At 41.2% G+C, this 17,425-nt stretch carries 14 protein-coding genes and 1 other RNA gene; all 15 read left to right on the forward strand.

Translation table 11 applies throughout. From position 1 onward, the window contains the following. Positions 1-247: 247 nt before the first annotated feature. The 15 genes from rpoN (at position 248) to RCG25_RS04875 (ending at position 17,391) form a co-directional block, all read left to right on the forward strand. Positions 248-1,570: an RNA polymerase factor sigma-54 gene (gene rpoN / locus RCG25_RS04805; RefSeq protein ID WP_308082550.1), complete on the forward strand. Its 1,323-nt coding sequence runs from the start codon at positions 248-250 to the stop codon at positions 1,568-1,570. A gap of 72 nt (positions 1,571-1,642) precedes the next feature. Beyond that, entirely contained in the window at positions 1,643-1,900 is a 258-nt protein-coding gene (locus tag RCG25_RS04810; protein WP_308082551.1) for a glutaredoxin family protein, read from the forward strand. 134 nt (positions 1,901-2,034) lie between these two features. Then, positions 2,035-3,057: a sugar-binding transcriptional regulator gene (locus tag RCG25_RS04815; RefSeq protein WP_308082552.1), complete on the forward strand. Its 1,023-nt coding sequence runs from the start codon at positions 2,035-2,037 to the stop codon at positions 3,055-3,057. A gap of 48 nt (positions 3,058-3,105) precedes the next feature. Further along, on the forward strand, positions 3,106-4,113 hold the full coding sequence (gene gap, locus RCG25_RS04820; protein ID WP_308082553.1) for a type I glyceraldehyde-3-phosphate dehydrogenase: 1,008 nt from the start codon (positions 3,106-3,108) through the stop codon (positions 4,111-4,113). 148 nt (positions 4,114-4,261) lie between these two features. Continuing rightward, on the forward strand, positions 4,262-5,446 hold the full coding sequence (gene pgk / locus RCG25_RS04825) for a phosphoglycerate kinase (protein ID WP_308082554.1): 1,185 nt from the start codon (positions 4,262-4,264) through the stop codon (positions 5,444-5,446). A 39-nt stretch (positions 5,447-5,485) separates the two neighbouring features. After that, the gene (tpiA, locus tag RCG25_RS04830; protein WP_308082555.1) at positions 5,486-6,247 is read left to right on the forward strand and encodes a triose-phosphate isomerase; all 762 of its coding nucleotides are present in this window, start codon (positions 5,486-5,488) and stop codon (positions 6,245-6,247) included. After that, positions 6,240-7,772 (forward strand): 2,3-bisphosphoglycerate-independent phosphoglycerate mutase, encoded by a 1,533-nt coding sequence (gene gpmI, locus RCG25_RS04835; RefSeq protein WP_308082556.1) that lies wholly within the window; start codon positions 6,240-6,242, stop codon positions 7,770-7,772. The genes tpiA and gpmI overlap by 8 nt, the downstream gene beginning before the upstream one ends. 52 nt (positions 7,773-7,824) lie before the next feature. Next, complete coding sequence (gene eno, locus RCG25_RS04840) at positions 7,825-9,123, forward strand: phosphopyruvate hydratase (protein WP_308082557.1); 1,299 nt, start codon at positions 7,825-7,827, stop codon at positions 9,121-9,123. 265 nt (positions 9,124-9,388) lie between these two features. Further along, positions 9,389-10,306, forward strand: coding sequence for a DUF7916 family protein (locus tag RCG25_RS04845; protein WP_308082558.1), 918 nt, complete (start codon positions 9,389-9,391; stop codon positions 10,304-10,306). Positions 10,307-10,428: 122 nt separating this feature from the next. Then, the gene (gene secG, locus RCG25_RS04850; RefSeq protein ID WP_307285392.1) at positions 10,429-10,662 is read left to right on the forward strand and encodes a preprotein translocase subunit SecG; all 234 of its coding nucleotides are present in this window, start codon (positions 10,429-10,431) and stop codon (positions 10,660-10,662) included. A 134-nt stretch (positions 10,663-10,796) separates the two neighbouring features. Next, entirely contained in the window at positions 10,797-11,543 is a 747-nt protein-coding gene (locus tag RCG25_RS04855) for an alpha/beta hydrolase (protein WP_308082559.1), read from the forward strand. A gap of 72 nt (positions 11,544-11,615) precedes the next feature. Then, entirely contained in the window at positions 11,616-13,943 is a 2,328-nt protein-coding gene (gene rnr, locus RCG25_RS04860) for a ribonuclease R (protein ID WP_374121060.1), read from the forward strand. A 93-nt stretch (positions 13,944-14,036) separates the two neighbouring features. After that, positions 14,037-14,504: an SsrA-binding protein SmpB gene (gene smpB, locus RCG25_RS04865; protein WP_308082561.1), complete on the forward strand. Its 468-nt coding sequence runs from the start codon at positions 14,037-14,039 to the stop codon at positions 14,502-14,504. Positions 14,505-14,700: 196 nt separating this feature from the next. Further along, positions 14,701-15,035: a transfer-messenger RNA gene (gene ssrA / locus RCG25_RS04870) on the forward strand. Positions 15,036-16,134: 1,099 nt separating this feature from the next. Beyond that, positions 16,135-17,391: an MFS transporter gene (locus tag RCG25_RS04875; RefSeq protein ID WP_308082562.1), complete on the forward strand. Its 1,257-nt coding sequence runs from the start codon at positions 16,135-16,137 to the stop codon at positions 17,389-17,391. The last annotated feature ends 34 nt before the right edge of the window (positions 17,392-17,425 follow it).

The raw sequence follows: 17,425 nt of genomic DNA on the forward strand, positions 1-17,425 counted from the left end.
TCAAATACCTCTGTTCTTTATTAAAGAGCAGAGGTATTTTTTTGTGAATTCATTCCAATATATGGCTAATAACACAAAACACATTAAAAACGGCACAAAACCCATTGAAAATTGCACAAAACACCCCGAAATCTGCACAAAACCCACCCAATTCGGCACAAAACCACCAAACATACCCCTCTTTCTAATATTTCCAATACACCAATATCCCTCTATCGTGTAAAATAGGTACCATGGGGGGATCGGAATGAACTTGAAAGCGGGTTTATGGCAGCAGCAAACGTTAAAATTGGCAATGACACAGGAATTATCTCAGGCAATTGCCTTACTACAGTATTCGGCTCAGGAGCTTACTGCCTTTTTAGAAGATAAAGTACTTGAAAACCCCTTGATGCAACTCGAAAGTAGCACGGTCAAGCCAATGAATCCCCTGATTGATCGCAATCGACGGAAACATCAAAAAGAGGAAAAGAATTGGATTGAGCAAATTGCCGAAAAACCATTTTCTCTTGAAGAACACTTACTCTCTCAATTAAAAATAACCAACCTTTCAACAGATCAACTAAAAGTGATACGACATCTCATTCTACATTTAGATGAAAACGGTTACTTTACGGGTCACCTAAATGAAATTGCAGAAAGCTTACTTGTAGATGAGGAACTAGTAGAAGAATGTCTCGCAGTCATTCAAACATTGGAACCGGCAGGAATTGGTGCAAGAAACCTGCAAGAGTGTCTGTTGATGCAACTATATTATCAAAATCCAAATAACGAACTGGCCCAAACCATCATTACAAACCATTTTGTCCCTTTCGCTGAAAAGAAATGGAGACAAATTTCTAAGGAGCTTCAGGTATCACTAAAGGAGATTCAAGATCTATTCGATCAGGTTCAGCTCCTTAATCCAAAACCAGGGGCTTTTCTAAGAGAAGAAACATCATCATATATTATTCCAGATGCCATTGTGGAACGAACGACAGATGGCCTTGAGGTGCGTATGTTTGATGACTCTCTTCCGAGGATTAGCTTTAACGAATCTTATTTCAAAAAATTTAAAGATCAGGATCAGCAGGTCAGCAAATTTCTCCACGATAAGGTTCAGGATTATCAGTGGATTTTAAAGGCCATTGAACAACGAAGAGAGACACTAACAAGAGTCATCGCGAAAATCGTTGAAAAACAAACCGTATGCCTACTTAAAGGGATGAAATATTTAGAACCGATGACCATGAAGGAAATTGCCACCGAGCTTGATATTCATGAATCGACCGTTAGTCGGGCAGTAAGGGAAAAATATATCCAAACTCCGTTAGGGACATTTTCCTTAAAATCCTTTTTTACAAGTACCATACAAACTGTTGCAGATGATGAAAGCACTTCATCAACACAGGTGAAGAATGAGATTAGTAATTTAATAGAACAAGAGAATAAAGAAAAGCCACTTTCTGACCAAGATATTGTTGGTCTTTTAAAGGAGAACAATGGAATCGTGGTATCCAGACGGACCATTGCTAAGTATCGCGAACAATTAGGGATTCAATCTTCCTCAAAAAGAAAAAGGTTTAAGTAATATAGTGGATTTCAGCTTTAAACATTGGTATTTTTATAAGGCTAGAACGACAAGATGGAAAGGAATCGACTAATGTCACAAACTACGATTACCCTATATACAAGAAAAAGCTGTCCATTATGTGATAAAGCGAAGGACACTCTCCTTGAATTAAAAGAGGAATGGAATTTTCACCTCGAAGAAATTGATATTGAAACAAGTGATGAATTAACAGAACGATATGGACTGATGATTCCAGTGGTTCTCATTGACGGAGTAGAGGCAGGATATGGCTTCGTTAACAAATTTGACATAAGAAATCGTTTACATGAAAAAAAGGCAATTTTATAAGTTGAAATAGGTTTTCACTCCTGTTACAATGAAAAACGTAGTAGGGGTGATTTTTTTTAGAGTAGGTGGGACACAATATGTCTATGGTGGACATTTAACGACCAACTACATAGAATAAAAGGAGCATGAACATCATGCAGTCATTTATCGATATCCAAAAAAAATTAGTACCCGATCTTCTTCAAGTCCTGCAGAAACGTTATTCTATCCTACGATACATAGGTTTTATGCAGCCAGTAGGTAGAAGAAGTTTAGCCGTTAGCTTAGAATTAACCGAACGAGTCCTTCGTGGTGAAGTTGAATTCCTGAAAGAGCAAAATCTTATTTTTACAAACAATGTGGGAATGAGTTTAACTTCTGAAGGGAAAAATTTACTAGAAGACTTAGAAGGTTTGATGCGTGAGTTAAAGGGTATTGATGTAATGGAATTGGAATTAAAGCACCGGCTTGGCATCAAGAAGGTCATTATCGTCCCTGGCGATAGTGATGAGTCACCGATGGTCAAAGGAGAGCTTGGCAAAGCAAGTGCGATTTGCATGAAAAAGCTTCTAAGCGGGAAAAATATCATCGCTGTTACTGGCGGTTCAACCATGGCTGCTGTTGCAGAAAGATTAACACCTGATTTTTCTAAGAAGGAATTGCTATTTGTCCCTGCTCGAGGCGGAGTTGGTGAAGATGTCCATAACCAGGCGAACACCATTTGCTCGAATATGGCAAAAAATACCGATTCTAAACATCGTGTATTCTATGTTCCCGATCAGGTCAGTTCAGAAATTTATGAATCCCTCATTAAAGAACCTGATATTCATGATGTATTGCATTTGATTAAATCAGCAAGCATGGTTCTTCATGGAATTGGGGATGCTATCACAATGGCTGAACGACGGAAAACCAACCCGGATATTAAGAAAAAGCTTGAAGATGGGAAGGCAGTCGGGGAAGCATTTGGTTATTATTTTAACGAAGAAGGCGAGATTGTCCACAAGGTATTTACGATTGGACTTCAGCTGGAAGACCTTGCAGAGATCCCACATGTGATTGCAGTTGCAGGCGGGGCCTCAAAGGCAAAAGCCATTAAGGCGTATTTTAAACAAGCACCAGCCTCGACGATACTTATTACCGATGAAGGTGTGGCTAAACGGTTGTTGAAAGGGTAATTCCTTTTAAAAAATATATCTTTTCCCATATAAAAGGAGGAAATTAACATGGCAGTAAAAGTTGGTATTAATGGATTTGGACGTATTGGTCGTAACGTATTCCGTGCGGCATTAAACAATAGCAATGTAGAAATCGTTGCAATCAATGACTTAACTGATGCAAACATGCTTGCGCATCTTTTAAAATATGATACAGTTCACGGAACTCTTCAAGAAGATGTAACTGTTGACGGTGAATACTTAGTAGTTGGCGGACACAAAGTAAAAGTTATCGCTGAGCGCGACCCTGCACAACTTGGTTGGGGAGACCTTGGTGTTGATGTAGTAGTTGAATCTACTGGCCGTTTCACAAAGCGTGAAGATGCAGCGAAGCACCTTGAAGCAGGCGCTAAAAAAGTTATCATCTCTGCACCAGCATCTAACGAAGATATCACAATCGTTATGGGTGTTAACGAAGACAAGTACGATGCAGATAACCACCACGTATTATCAAACGCATCTTGTACTACAAACTGCTTAGCTCCATTTGCTAAAGTATTAAACGATACTTTCGGAATCAAGCGCGGTATGATGACAACTATTCACTCTTATACAAATGACCAACAAATCCTTGACTTGCCACACAAGGACTACCGTCGTGCTCGTGCAGCAGCTGAAAACATGATCCCAACTTCAACTGGTGCTGCAAAAGCCGTTTCTCTTGTATTACCAGAACTTAAGGGTAAATTGAATGGTATGGCAATGCGCGTTCCAACTCCAAACGTGTCAATCGTTGACTTGGTTATGGAATTAGATAAAGAAGTAACGGCTGAAGAAATTAATGCTTCATTAAAAGAAGCTGCAGAAGGCCCATTAAAAGGAATTTTAGCTTACAGTGATCTTCCATTAGTTTCAACTGACTACAACGGAAGCACTGCTTCATCTACAATCGATGCATTATCAACTATGGTTCTTGAAGGAAACATGGTGAAAGTATTATCTTGGTACGATAACGAAGTTGGTTACTCTAACCGCGTTGTTGACCTTTGTGATTATATCGCAGCAAAAGGACTTTAATTTTTAACTTGGATATGATTGGCATTCCAGTCATAAACAAATTATAATGTTAAATGGTATTCCAAAGGGGAGCGGGGAGGATTCCCCCTCCTTTTTTTATGAAATTTAAAGCATTTAATATGCGCCCACACTAAAGGAGGTCCTTTACATGAACAAAAAAACATTAAAAGATGTGGATGTTAAAGGTAAACGTGTTTTTTGCCGAGTAGATTTTAACGTCCCAATGCAGGATGGAAAAATTACAGACGAAACACGTATTCGTGCAGCATTGCCAACGATCCAGTACTTAATCGAGCAGGGAGCAAAAGTGATTTTGGCAAGCCATTTCGGTCGACCAAAGGGAAAAGTGGTCGAAGAAATGCGCTTAACTCCAGTCGGTCTTAGACTATCAGAACTTCTTGGTAAAGACGTGAAAAAAGCAGATGAAGCCTATGGCGATTCTGTTAAAGCGTTAATAGACACAATGGCAGAGGGCGATGTTCTATTACTAGAAAACGTACGCTTCTACCCTGGTGAAGAAAAGAATGACCCTGAGTTGGCAAAAGCATTTGCGGAGCTTGCTGATGTTTATGTGAACGACGCCTTTGGTGCGGCACACCGTGCGCATGCTTCAACAGAAGGAATTGCTCATAACCTCCCAGCAGTTTCAGGCTTCTTAATGGAAAAAGAACTTGATGTACTTGGTAAAGCACTTTCTAATCCTGAGCGTCCATTTACAGCGATTATTGGTGGGGCAAAGGTTAAGGACAAGATCGGTGTAATTGAAAATCTATTAGAATTAGTCGACAACCTTATCATCGGTGGTGGACTTGCTTATACATTTGTGAAGGCACAAGGCCATGAAGTTGGAAAGTCTCTTCTTGAAGAAGACAAGATTGACCTAGCTAAATCATTCATGGAAAAAGCAAAACAAAAAGGTGTTAACTTCTATATGCCGGTCGATGCGCTAGTAGCTGATGATTTCTCTGCTGATGCTAATTCAAAAGTGGTAGCAATTGAAGAAATTCCTGCAGATTGGGAAGCTCTTGATATTGGACCAAAAACAAGAGAGATTTACGCTGATGTAATTAAGAAATCAAAACTTGTCATTTGGAATGGACCGATGGGTGTATTTGAAATTGATAAATTTGCTGGCGGTACGAAGGCCGTTGCAGAAGCACTTGCCGAAGCAGAAGGTACATATTCAGTAATTGGCGGTGGAGATTCAGCAGCTGCAGTTGAGAAGTTCGACTTAGCAGATAAAATGAGCCACATTTCTACAGGCGGTGGCGCTTCCCTTGAGTTTATGGAAGGCAAAGCATTGCCAGGCGTCGTTGCGTTAAACGATAAATAATCTTGCTCATTTATACAACTATGAAAGGATGTGCTTTTAATGCGTAAACCAATCATTGCAGGTAACTGGAAGATGAACAAAACCCTTTCTGAAGCAAGAAGCTTTGCGGAAGAAGTGAAAGGTCTTGTACCTGCTGCAGATAGAATCGATTCTATTATTTGTGCACCTGCTTTATTTTTACAAAACCTTGTAGAAGTAACAGAAGGTAGCGATGTGAAAATTGGTGCTCAGAACATGCACTTTGAAGAAAACGGAGCGTTTACAGGCGAAATTAGCCCAAAAGCACTTGCAGATCTTGGTGTGAACTATGTCATCATCGGCCACTCTGAACGCCGTGAAATGTTCAACGAAACTGATGAAACAGTGAACAAAAAAGCGCTAGCAGCGTTTAAATACAACTTAACTCCAATCATTTGCTGTGGAGAAACGCTAGAACAGCGTGAAAATGGTGAAACCAACCAATTAGTTGGTGACCAAGTGAAGAAGGCATTAGCAGGTTTAACTGATGAGCAAGTGAAGCAATCAGTGATCGCATACGAACCAATTTGGGCGATCGGAACTGGTAAGTCTTCAACTTCTAAGGATGCCAACGATGTTTGCGCGCATATCCGTCAAGTGGTGTCACAGCAATTCTCTCAAGATGTCGCAGACGCTGTAAGAATTCAGTACGGCGGCAGTGTGAAACCGGAAAACATTAAAGAATATATGGCACAGACTGATATTGATGGTGCATTAGTAGGCGGAGCAAGCCTTGAAGCACAATCATTTTTACAGTTACTGGAGGCAGGAAGTTATGAGTAAATCTCCAGTTGCTCTGATTATCCTTGATGGTTTTGGATGCAGAGGAGAACAAAAAGGTAATGCGGTTGCACACGCGAAAAAGCCTAACTTTGACCGCTTCTGGAGCAACTATCCACATTCTCATTTAACGGCATCTGGGGAGGCAGTCGGCCTACCAGAAGGACAAATGGGGAACTCTGAAGTAGGACACTTGAATATCGGTGCAGGACGTATCGTGTACCAAAGCTTAACACGTGTCAACATTGCTATCCGTGAAGGTGAATTTGAAAAAAATGAAACGTTCACAGGTGCGATGGAACACGTGAAAAAGAATGGCACGGCTCTACACTTATTTGGCTTACTATCAGATGGTGGTGTTCATAGCCATATTCAACATATGTTTGCTTTATTGAAGCTAGCTAAAGAAGAAGGCGTTGAAAAAGTATATATCCATGCTTTCCTTGATGGCCGTGATGTGGGACCAAAAACAGCTGAAAAATATATTCAGCAAACTTTGGATAAAATGAAGGAGTATGGCGTGGGCGAATTCGCAACCATTTCAGGCCGGTACTATTCAATGGACCGTGACAAGCGCTGGGAGCGTGTAGAAAAGTCTTATCGTTCTATGGTGTATGGAGAAGGTCCAGCCTACACAAACCCAATGGATGTTGTAAAGGATTCCTATGAACATGGGATCTTTGATGAATTCGTAATCCCGTCCGTGATTACAAAGGAAGATGGACAGCCAGTTGCAACGATTCAGGACAATGATGCGGTTATTTTCTATAACTTCCGTCCGGACCGTGCGATTCAGATTTCCAATACATTTACGAACGCTGATTTCCGTGCTTTTGACCGCGGACCAAAGCATCCAAAGGATTTGTTCTTTGTCTGCTTAACACACTTCAGTGAATCTGTTGATGGGTATGTAGCCTTTAAACCATCAAACTTAGACAACACGTTAGGTGAAGTCTTGGCTCAAAATAACTTAAAGCAGCTTCGAATTGCGGAAACAGAAAAATATCCTCACGTGACGTTCTTTATGAGCGGCGGACGCGAAGAGAAATTCCCTGGCGAAGAGCGGATCTTAATCAACTCTCCAAAGGTTGCAACCTATGACCTTAAGCCAGAAATGAGTGCATATGAAGTTACAGATGCATTGCTCAATGAAATCCAAAATGATAAATTTGATGCGATCCTCTTGAACTTCGCTAACCCAGATATGGTTGGACACTCTGGAATGCTTGAACCGACAATCAAAGCAATTGAAACGGTGGATGAGTGCCTAGGAAAAATTGTTGACCTGATTCTTGAAAAAGGTGGTACAGCAATTATTACAGCAGACCATGGGAATGCCGACGAAGTAATCACTTTAGAAGGCGAGCCAATGACTGCTCACACAACAAATCCTGTTCCTGTTATTGTAACTAAGCAAGGTGCAGAGTTACGTGACGGCGGAATCCTTGGAGATCTCGCTCCAACTATGTTAGATTTATTAAAGGTTGAAAAACCAGCCGAAATGACTGGGACTTCATTAATAAAATAATACCGTTCGTTTCAATCGGACTAATTAAACCATTTATAAGGAGAGATATTAAATGCCATTTATTGCAGATGTATACGCTCGTGAAGTATTAGACTCCCGTGGTAACCCAACAATCGAAGTAGAAGTATTCACAGAATCAGGTGCGTTTGGTCGCGCTCTAGTTCCAAGTGGTGCTTCTACTGGTGAATACGAAGCAGTTGAACTTCGTGACGGTGACAAGTCTCGCTACCTTGGTAAAGGTGTTCTTAAAGCAGTTGACAACGTGAACGAAATCATTGCTCCAATGCTTGTAGGAGAAGAATTCAGCGTACTTGATCAAGTATCGGTTGACCATGCATTAATCGAGCTTGATGGAACAGAAAACAAAGGTAAGTTAGGTGCAAACGCAATCCTTGGTGTGTCTATGGCCGTTGCTCACGCTGCAGCAAACTACCTTGATATTCCTTTATACCAATACCTTGGCGGATTCAACTCTAAGCAGCTTCCAGTTCCAATGATGAACATCGTTAATGGTGGAGAGCATGCTGATAACAACGTTGATATTCAAGAATTCATGATCATGCCTGTAGGTGCTCCAAGCTTTAAAGAAGCACTTCGTATGGGCGCTGAAATCTTCCATACATTAAAATCAGTTCTTAAAGCAAAAGGTCTTAACACAGCTGTTGGTGACGAAGGTGGATTTGCTCCAAACCTAGGTTCTAACGAAGAAGCGCTTCAAACAATCGTTGAAGCGATCGAAAAAGCTGGCTACAAGCCTGGCGAAGAAGTTATGTTAGCAATGGATGCTGCATCTTCTGAGTTCTACAACAGAGAAGACGGTAAGTATCATCTTTCTGGCGAAGGTGTTGTGAAAACATCTGCAGAAATGGTTGACTGGTATGAAGAGCTTGCTAATAAATACCCAATCATCTCTATCGAAGACGGTTTAGATGAAAACGACTGGGAAGGTCACAAGCTTTTAACTGAGCGTCTTGGTAAAAAAGTTCAATTAGTTGGTGACGACTTATTCGTAACTAACACTAAGAAGCTTTCTGAAGGTATCGAAAAAGGTATCGGTAACTCCATCCTTATCAAGGTTAACCAAATCGGTACTCTTACTGAAACATTTGATGCAATCGAAATGGCTAAGCGTGCTGGTTACACAGCTGTTATCTCTCACCGTTCTGGTGAAACTGAAGATAACACAATTGCTGATATCGCAGTTGCTACAAATGCAGGTCAAATCAAGACTGGTGCACCATCACGTACAGACCGTGTAGCTAAATACAACCAATTACTTCGTATCGAAGATCAATTAGGTGAAACTAGCCAATACAACGGCCTTAATTCTTTCTATAACTTAAGCAAGTAATTTTTATATTCAAAGGCACTCCGCATTCCGGGGTGTCTTTTCATAATGTAATGTTTAAAATTCGACTTAGAGAATTGTCCAGCTACAGCGCCTAGCCCCTCGGGTCAAATAACCTTCGGCAATAAAAGTCAAAGAGCGACTTTTCTTGCCGAAGAACATTTGCCTGTCGGGGCTGAACGAGGCGCTTACGCTTTTCTTACTACCACAAATATACAATTTGTGGTATTTTTCATATAGATAGGAAAAAATTTTGGGAGTTGATTATTTGAAACGTTTATTAGATTGTACAGCTGCTGATTTTGAAAAAATGACAGGAAAAGAATTGAAGCAAAGTATTCTCGCATCAGAGGGAAGAACGATTGTGGCGGAAGTAATCGGAAGCATTACCCCATATTATCCTGCCGTGACCAATGCAGAAATGGCCGCCGCATTTGGAGCAGACCTCATCTTATTAAACTTCTTTGATGTGTTTAATCCGACAATGGAGGGATTACCTGAAGTGGTGCCTGACACCATTGTGCGCACCCTGAAAAAGCTTGTAGGCCGTCCCATTGGTCTAAATTTAGAGCCAGTAGATCTTACAGCGAAGCAGGTTGAAGCTTTAATTGAATTACCTGAAGGAAGATTGGCTACTGAAAAATCACTACAAAAGGCAAAAGAACTAGGCTTTGATTTTGTCTGTCTGACAGGAAATCCTAAAACAGGCGTATCGAATGCAGAAATTACAAAAGCTATTCAAGTGGCCCGAACCGTTTTCGGCGAAGACGGATTGATTATTGCTGGGAAAATGCATAGTGCAGGTGTTGCTGGTGAGGTAGGTGGCAGCTTGATGTCAACCGAAACCTTACATTCCTTTATCGAAGCAGGAGCAGACATCATCCTCATTCCATCACCAGGGACGGTGCCAGGCTTTACGATTGAAAGAACAGCCAAGCTAGTCGATAGTGTCCACGAAAAGGGAGCACTTGCGATTTTGACAACAGGAACAAGCCAAGAAGGTTCAGATGAAGCAACCGTTAAACAGATCGCCTTAAATAGTAAAATGGCCGGTGCCGATTTATATCATATCGGTGATGCAGGAGCAGCGGGAATAGCGATCCCAGAAAACATCACATCCTACTCGATTGTAGTAAGAGGAAAGCGGCATACATACGTCAGAATGGCCTCCTCCATCCTAAGATAGGGGACAGTCCCCCGGCGCTTTAACGCAGTGGGGGAATGTCCCCAGAATTGTATTGTCTAATGGGAAATAATATGGTAAATTTAATATACTGTGAACTGTACGTCTAACAGGAGGTGGCTTACATGCATGCATTGGTCGTAACATTATTAGTTATCGTAAGTATTGGTCTTATTGCGGTTGTTTTACTTCAATCTGGTAAGAGCGCTGGATTATCTGGTGCCATTTCTGGTGGTGCTGAATCCCTATTCGGCAAACAAAAAGCACGTGGAATCGATTTGATTCTACATCGTATCACGATTGTATTATCAGTATTATTCTTCATACTTGCGCTTGCTGTTACTTACTTTAAAATCTAATATAAACACTCAAACCTGGCCAACCAGCCAGGTTTTTTGTTTTATCTGAATAGACAAAGTCGTTTTTCTGGAATGTTCACCACGTCATTGCTTAAACTATACTAAGTGAATTGAAATAAAAGGAGTTTTTTAAAATGAAAGTTGCTTCACCGAAACCATTTACCTTTGAAGGAGGAAAGCGAGCGGTACTGCTGCTCCACGGTTTCACTGGAAACTCGGCTGACGTCCGGATGCTGGGACGTTTTTTAGAAAAGAAAGGCTATACCTGCCATGCACCTCACTACAAGGGGCATGGGGTGCCACCTGAGGAACTAGTACATTCTGGACCAAAAGATTGGTGGCAAGATGTCATGGCTGGCTATGAATTTTTAAAAAATAAAGGGCATGAGGAAATTGCAGTAGCCGGACTGTCTCTTGGCGGCGTATTTTCCTTGAAATTGGGTTACACTGTACCTATAAAGGGTATTGTACCGATGTGTGCCCCAATGTATATAAAAAGTGAAGAGGTTATGTACGAAGGAATCCTCGAGTATGCTCGCGAATTTAAAAAGCGTGAAGGAAAATCAGACGAGCAAATCGAAATGGAAATGGAAGACTTTAAGAAAACTCCAATGAGGACATTAAAGGAGCTTCAGGCATTGATTGCTGATGTTCGCGAAAATGTGGACATGATTTATGCCCCAACCTTCGTCGTTCAAGCACGCCACGACCACATGATTAATACGGACAGTGCAAACATTATTTACAATGAAATCGAGTCAGTTACAAAGGATATAAAATGGTATGAAGAATCTGGACATGTAATAACGTTAGATAAAGAACGTGATAAGTTACACGAAGATGTCTATGCTTTTTTAGAAAAACTTAACTGGCATGATTAATAAAGCACCCATAAAGGAGGGATTGGCTTGGAAGATTACATCCAAAAGCATGTTGACCGGCTTTTGCAATATATGAGGGATGAGGCCTACAAACCATTAACAGTCCAAGAGCTTGAAGAAGCATTTGGTATTCAGGATTCTAGTGACTTTAAAGAGTTTGTAAAGGCTCTTGTTCAAATGGAAGAAAAGGGTCTAGTTGTACGCACACGCAGCAATCGGTATGGCCTACCGCAAAAAATGAACTTAATTCGCGGTAAACTGATTGGTCATGCGAAAGGATTTGCGTTTGTCACCCCTGATGAACCAGGAATGGATGACATTTTTATTCCGCCAAATGAAACAAATACCGCAATGCATGGAGATATCGTTCTCGCTCGCGTTTCTTCGGAAACATCTGGGCAGCGCCGGGAAGGAAGTATCATCCGCATCATTGAACGCGGCGTTCAGCAGGTAGTAGGAACTTATGTTGAAAGCAAAAGCTTTGGCTTTGTGATTCCTGATGATAAAAAGTTCGCCAGCGACATCTTTATTCCAAAGTCAGCTTCTAAAGGAGCGGTTGAGGGACATAAGGTAGTCGTCAAGCTTGTTACATATCCTGAAGGGAGAAAAAGTGCTGAAGGTGAAGTTATAACCATTCTCGGTCATAAAAATGACCCAGGCGTGGACATCCTGTCTGTCATACATAAGCACGGACTTCCTATGGCTTTCCCTGACGATGTACTGCAACAAGCAAATGAGGTGCCTGACACCATCGATGAAAGCGAATTAAAGAACCGCCGTGATTTACGGAACGAAACCATTGTTACCATTGATGGTGCCGATGCAAAGGACCTTGATGATGCGGTAACCGTTTCAAGGCTAGAAAATGGCAACTATAAGCTCGGGGTTCACATTGCCGATGTCAGCTATTATGTTAAAGAAGGTACACCAATCGATGTAGAGGCGGAAGACCGGGCAACCAGTGTGTATTTAGTAGACCGCGTAATTCCGATGATCCCGCACCGTTTATCGAATGGAATTTGCTCATTAAATCCAAAAGTAGACCGACTGGTTTTATCCTGTGAGATGGAAATTACATCAGATGGCGCTGTTGTTTCACACGAGATTTTCCAAAGTGTCATTAAAACAACAGAGCGTATGACCTACTATGATGTGAATATGATTCTTGCGGAACAGGATGAAGAAACTAGGGCAAGATACGAATCGCTTGTCCCAATGTTCGAAATGATGGAAGAGTTGGCCGCCATCCTACGAAATAAACGGATGAACCGAGGCGCCATCGACTTTGATTTTAAAGAATCAAAGGTGCTGGTGGATGAAGAAGGAAAACCGACTGACGTCGTCCTTCGTGAGCGTTCAGTAGCTGAGCGTCTAATTGAAGAGTTTATGTTAGCTGCCAATGAAACGGTAGCGGAGCACTTCCACTGGATGGAAGTACCGTTTATTTACCGTATTCACGAGGATCCGAAGGAAGATAAGCTCAGGAAATTTTTCGAGTTTATCACGAACTTTGGTTACATCGTAAAAGGGACAGCCAACGATGTTCACCCTCGAGCGCTTCAAGAAATTATTGAAGAAGTTCAAGGAAAGCCGGAAGAAATGGTTGTTTCGACCGTTATGCTACGTTCGATGCAACAGGCAAAATATAATCCAGAAAGCCTGGGACATTTCGGCTTATCAACGGAATTTTACACCCATTTCACGTCGCCGATTCGTAGATATCCGGATACTATTGTCCACCGCTTAATTCGCACCTATTTAATTGAAGGAAAGCTTGATGAAAGGACAAGGGAAAAGTGGAATGCCCGCTTACCTGAAATTGCCGATCATTCTTCAAAAATGGAGCGTCGTGCTGTCGATGCCGAGCGTGAAACGGATGAGTTGAAGAAAGCGGAATACATGGAAGATAAAATTGGTGTCGAATACGATGGCATTATTAGCTCGGTAACCAATTTTGGAATGTTTGTTGAGCTACAAAATACGATAGAAGGTCTCGTTCATGTCAGCTATATGACCGACGACTATTACCGTTTTGATGAGCGTCATTATGCGATGATCGGTGAACGGACAGGAAAAGTGTTCCGAATTGGGGATGAAATTACCGTTCGTGTCGTAAAAGTCAATAAAGACGAGCGTTCGATTGATTTTGAAATCGTCGGCATGAAGGGTACCCGCAGAGAGCGGACAGAGACACCGAAGGTTTTCAAAACGGGTAGTGAAACGAAAAAGCCGCGCCGGAACAAGCAGCAAGAAGGTGGCGGTGGTCGTAATCGCGACCGCAATAAGTCGGAACCTGGTGGCAGCACTGGCACTGGCACCGGGCAGGGTCAAAAGAAGAAGAAACGCAAGTTTTACGACAACGTACCAAAATCGAAGAGTACAAAACGAAAAAATAAATAATCGCGGAAAGGGAGCCTTAAGAACGAGGCTCTCTTTCAATTGTAGTCGCTTGTCTGTTCTGTTAAAATGAATGGTAAGATGAGGTGAAAATCGATGCCAAAAGGTGAAGGGAAGGTAGTCGCGCAAAACAAAAAGGCTTACCATGACTACTTTATCGAAGAAACATATGAAGCGGGTATTGTTCTACAGGGAACAGAGATTAAATCCATTCGTGCGGGAAAAGTGAATCTCAAGGATGCTTATGCTAGAATTCAAAATGGTGAAGCTATTCTTTTTGGAATGCATGTCAGCCCCTATGAACAAGGAAATATTTTTAATCATGACCCATTACGAACACGTAAGCTATTACTTCACAGACGTGAAATCAATAAGCTGATTGGGGAAACGAAAGAGGCAGGATATGCTTTAGTTCCATTGAAGCTTTATTTAAAAAATGGTTTCTGTAAGGTTTTACTAGGGTTAGCAAAGGGTAAGAAGAATTATGATAAGCGTGAAGTGTTAAAGCAAAAAGAGGCGAAGCGTGAAATTGAACGAGCATTCCGCGATCGTCAGAAGATGTAAGGCTGTGGGTTCCAATTTCTTAAGCTGGAAATTATTTTACAGATTGTTACAATTGAAAAATGTTTTGAGTGTGTTATAATAAGTTTGTCGCTAAGAGACGCGACATTAACTTTTGCTCTTACAAACGTTCGAGCAATCCTAACGTCTGATGCAGAAACCTTTAATTAGATTTCAGCTCATTTTATAATGGGGACGCTACGGATTCGACAGGGGTAGTTTGAGCTTAGGTTGCGAGTCGAGGGGATCGGCCTCGTTAAAACGTCAAAGCCATAACTGGCAAAACTAACAACAACTTCGCTTTCGCAGCTTAATACTGCATAGCGGTTCCTCCCTCCATTGCCCATGTGGTAGGGTAAGGGACTCACTCTAAGTGGGCTACGCCGGATTCCACCGCCTGAGGATGAAGGAAGAGAACAACCAGGCTAGCTGACCGGACGCCGGTCGATAGGCAAATGGATCAGTGAAACGCCAATATATCGACTACACTCGTAGATGCTTAAGTGCCGATATCTTTGGACGCGGGTTCGATTAGTAATTAGTCGCCTTATGTGGTAACACATAAGTGAAAATTCGGCTTTATCGGTGAAACCTAAGTCGCACAATTTGCGATAGGGCAATGCCGAGCGGTATGTGGAGCAATCCAACAGCCGTGTATCGACTCATAGGCTGCCATGCTTAGATGGTAGTACTAGGATGCGAAATCCATACCTTGAAGAGGTAAATTTACGTTTCGCATAAGACGCCGAGGGACCTGTTGAGGCAGGTTCAAGATATAGTCAGTGCCATGACGAAAGCATGGAAAAGCACGTCCCGCCGTCTCCACCATACATAGGTGGATAACAAGATCAGCAGAAATGCTGGTCTTTTTTATATCTGAAAAAAAGTTTCTTCAATAGCTAATTTCTTTTTGAGTAATAATGAACTGTATTTGCCGTTGCGAGGTGTAACTTTCTCATAATTATCGAGTATCCAAAGAGCGCGGTTTCTTTTTTTATCTACACGAAGGTAGGGAAGAGTTTGCTTCAGAGTTGATAAAACTAGTTCTTTTTTCTTTATGATTAATGTGTAGGAATCTTTATGCCTGTCGGGATTATAGTTCTTTTTATTGTTAATTGTCCCTCCAATTAGAGTATGTACATAAGATAACAGTTCTTTATCTGTTGAAGCAATTGTAATACAGGGACGCCGATGTTCTTTTTTATGTATTCTGGTTAATGTGATTGTTCCCTCTCCATCAATTTAACTATCAACTTTAAGTAAAAATGTCTAAATGACCGTAGTAGTTCTGAAAAAAATCGAGAGCGGTAAATAGAGAGAGGATATATGTCGGCAACAGGAAAAAAGCTGAGATCAGTCACTCCGAAAAGGAAAGTACTTGATTTACATTATCAAATCCTATACAATCAACTTACCAAAAAGCGGAAGGGTGACCTTGTAACGATGATCTTTTAATCCTATTTTAGATGAAAAAAATCGTGATAAATACGATCGTTTTTTCTTGGATAGGATTAGTCTGTACTTTTATACAAGTCGGAAAGATCATTACTTCCCCATCAATTAGGGGATAGAATGTCACTCGAATATTGTATAGTACTGCCTCCTGTCCAAAAATTAAGCAGGAGGTTTTTATATGGATTTAACCAATAAAGAAGTAACACCCTCATCAACAGGCAACTTATTCCGAAACAGAGTATTTTTAGCCATCATCATGTCTGGACTATTCCTTCAAATCGGAATTTGGGTCCGGAACTTTGCTGTTTTACTTTTTGTTATGGATCAAACAAATGGGGATGCATTCGCCGTTTCCATGATTTCAGTCGCTGAATTTGCACCAATCTTCATCTTTTCCTTTATCGGCGGAACCTTTGCAGACCGCTGGGCACCGAAAAAAACGATGGTGTGGTGTGATATTTTAAGTGCTATATCAATATTTGTTGTGCTGATTACCCTAGTATTTGGCACATGGAAAGTAGTATTTTTCGCTACATTAATCTCAGCCATACTCTCACAATTCTCCCAGCCATCAGGGATGAAATTGTTTAAAATGCATTTGTCAGAAAGCCAAGTCCAAAGTGCAATGTCGGTATATCAAACGGTTTTTGCTCTTTTCATGGTATTAGGACCGATTATTGGCACATTCGTCTTTCAATCGTTTGGAATTGACGTCAGCATCGCTGTTACTGGTGTAGCCTTTTTGCTTTCTGCAGGGGCACTTGCTTTCCTTCCAAAAGACCGTCCAATGGAGGAGGCAGGAGAATCTACCTTGCTACAAGAGATGAAAAGTGGAATAAAGTATGTTTTAGGAAAAAGAGAATTAAGTCTATTAGGCCTGTGCTTTATGGCTGCAGGACTTGGAGTAGGATTTATTAATCCTCTAAACATTTTTCTTGTCACTGAACAATTAGACCTCCCGAAAGAGAACCTACAGTGGCTGCTTATGGTCAATGGAGTCGGAATGATCTTGGGTGGGGCTTGCGCGATGATATTTGCTAAAAATGTTCCACCACAAAGACTCCTTGTGTTTGGAATGCTCGTTAATGGTTTAGGTATTGCTGTAATGGGATTCTCAACAAATCTATGGATTACTTTACTTGCAGAGTTTTTTAGTGGTCTCATGATGCCGTGCATTCAAATTGGAATCAACACCTTGATCTTACAAAATACAGAAGAAGCCTTTATCGGCCGGGTTAACGGAATTCTAAGTCCATTATTCGCAGGATCAATGGTCATAACAATGAGTCTCGCTGGAGTTCTAAAAGAGCAATTTTCCTTAGTGACAACGTTTGAAATGTCAGCCGTCTTGTTTATTATCGGCGTGTTAGTGATTTTACCGATTTACAATCAGAAAGTGCAGCCAAAGCCTGATATCATTCAATCTACCGATTAAAACTAAACCCTCTTTGAACTAACTTCAAAGAGGG

Origin of the sequence: Neobacillus sp. PS2-9 (genome assembly GCF_030915525.1) — a bacterium.
Taxonomy (GTDB): Bacteria; Bacillota; Bacilli; order Bacillales; family Cytobacillaceae; genus Neobacillus.

Excerpts from the sequence above, each read along its gene's own strand:
- RCG25_RS04855 (WP_308082559.1), top strand. The coding sequence starts at position 10,797 with ATGAAAGTTGCTTCACCGAAACCATTTACCTTTGAAGGAGGAAAGCGA.
- tpiA (WP_308082555.1), top strand. The coding sequence starts at position 5,486 with ATGCGTAAACCAATCATTGCAGGTAACTGGAAGATGAACAAAACCCTT.
- eno (WP_308082557.1), top strand. The coding sequence starts at position 7,825 with ATGCCATTTATTGCAGATGTATACGCTCGTGAAGTATTAGACTCCCGT.
- rnr (WP_374121060.1), top strand. The coding sequence starts at position 11,616 with ATGAGGGATGAGGCCTACAAACCATTAACAGTCCAAGAGCTTGAAGAA.
- RCG25_RS04815 (WP_308082552.1), top strand. The coding sequence starts at position 2,035 with ATGCAGTCATTTATCGATATCCAAAAAAAATTAGTACCCGATCTTCTT.
- RCG25_RS04810 (WP_308082551.1), top strand. The coding sequence starts at position 1,643 with ATGTCACAAACTACGATTACCCTATATACAAGAAAAAGCTGTCCATTA.
- pgk (WP_308082554.1), top strand. The coding sequence starts at position 4,262 with ATGAACAAAAAAACATTAAAAGATGTGGATGTTAAAGGTAAACGTGTT.
- gap (WP_308082553.1), top strand. The coding sequence starts at position 3,106 with ATGGCAGTAAAAGTTGGTATTAATGGATTTGGACGTATTGGTCGTAAC.
- gpmI (WP_308082556.1), top strand. The coding sequence starts at position 6,240 with ATGAGTAAATCTCCAGTTGCTCTGATTATCCTTGATGGTTTTGGATGC.
- secG (WP_307285392.1), top strand. The coding sequence starts at position 10,429 with ATGCATGCATTGGTCGTAACATTATTAGTTATCGTAAGTATTGGTCTT.
- smpB (WP_308082561.1), top strand. The coding sequence starts at position 14,037 with ATGCCAAAAGGTGAAGGGAAGGTAGTCGCGCAAAACAAAAAGGCTTAC.
- rpoN (WP_308082550.1), top strand. The coding sequence starts at position 248 with ATGAACTTGAAAGCGGGTTTATGGCAGCAGCAAACGTTAAAATTGGCA.
- RCG25_RS04875 (WP_308082562.1), top strand. The coding sequence starts at position 16,135 with ATGGATTTAACCAATAAAGAAGTAACACCCTCATCAACAGGCAACTTA.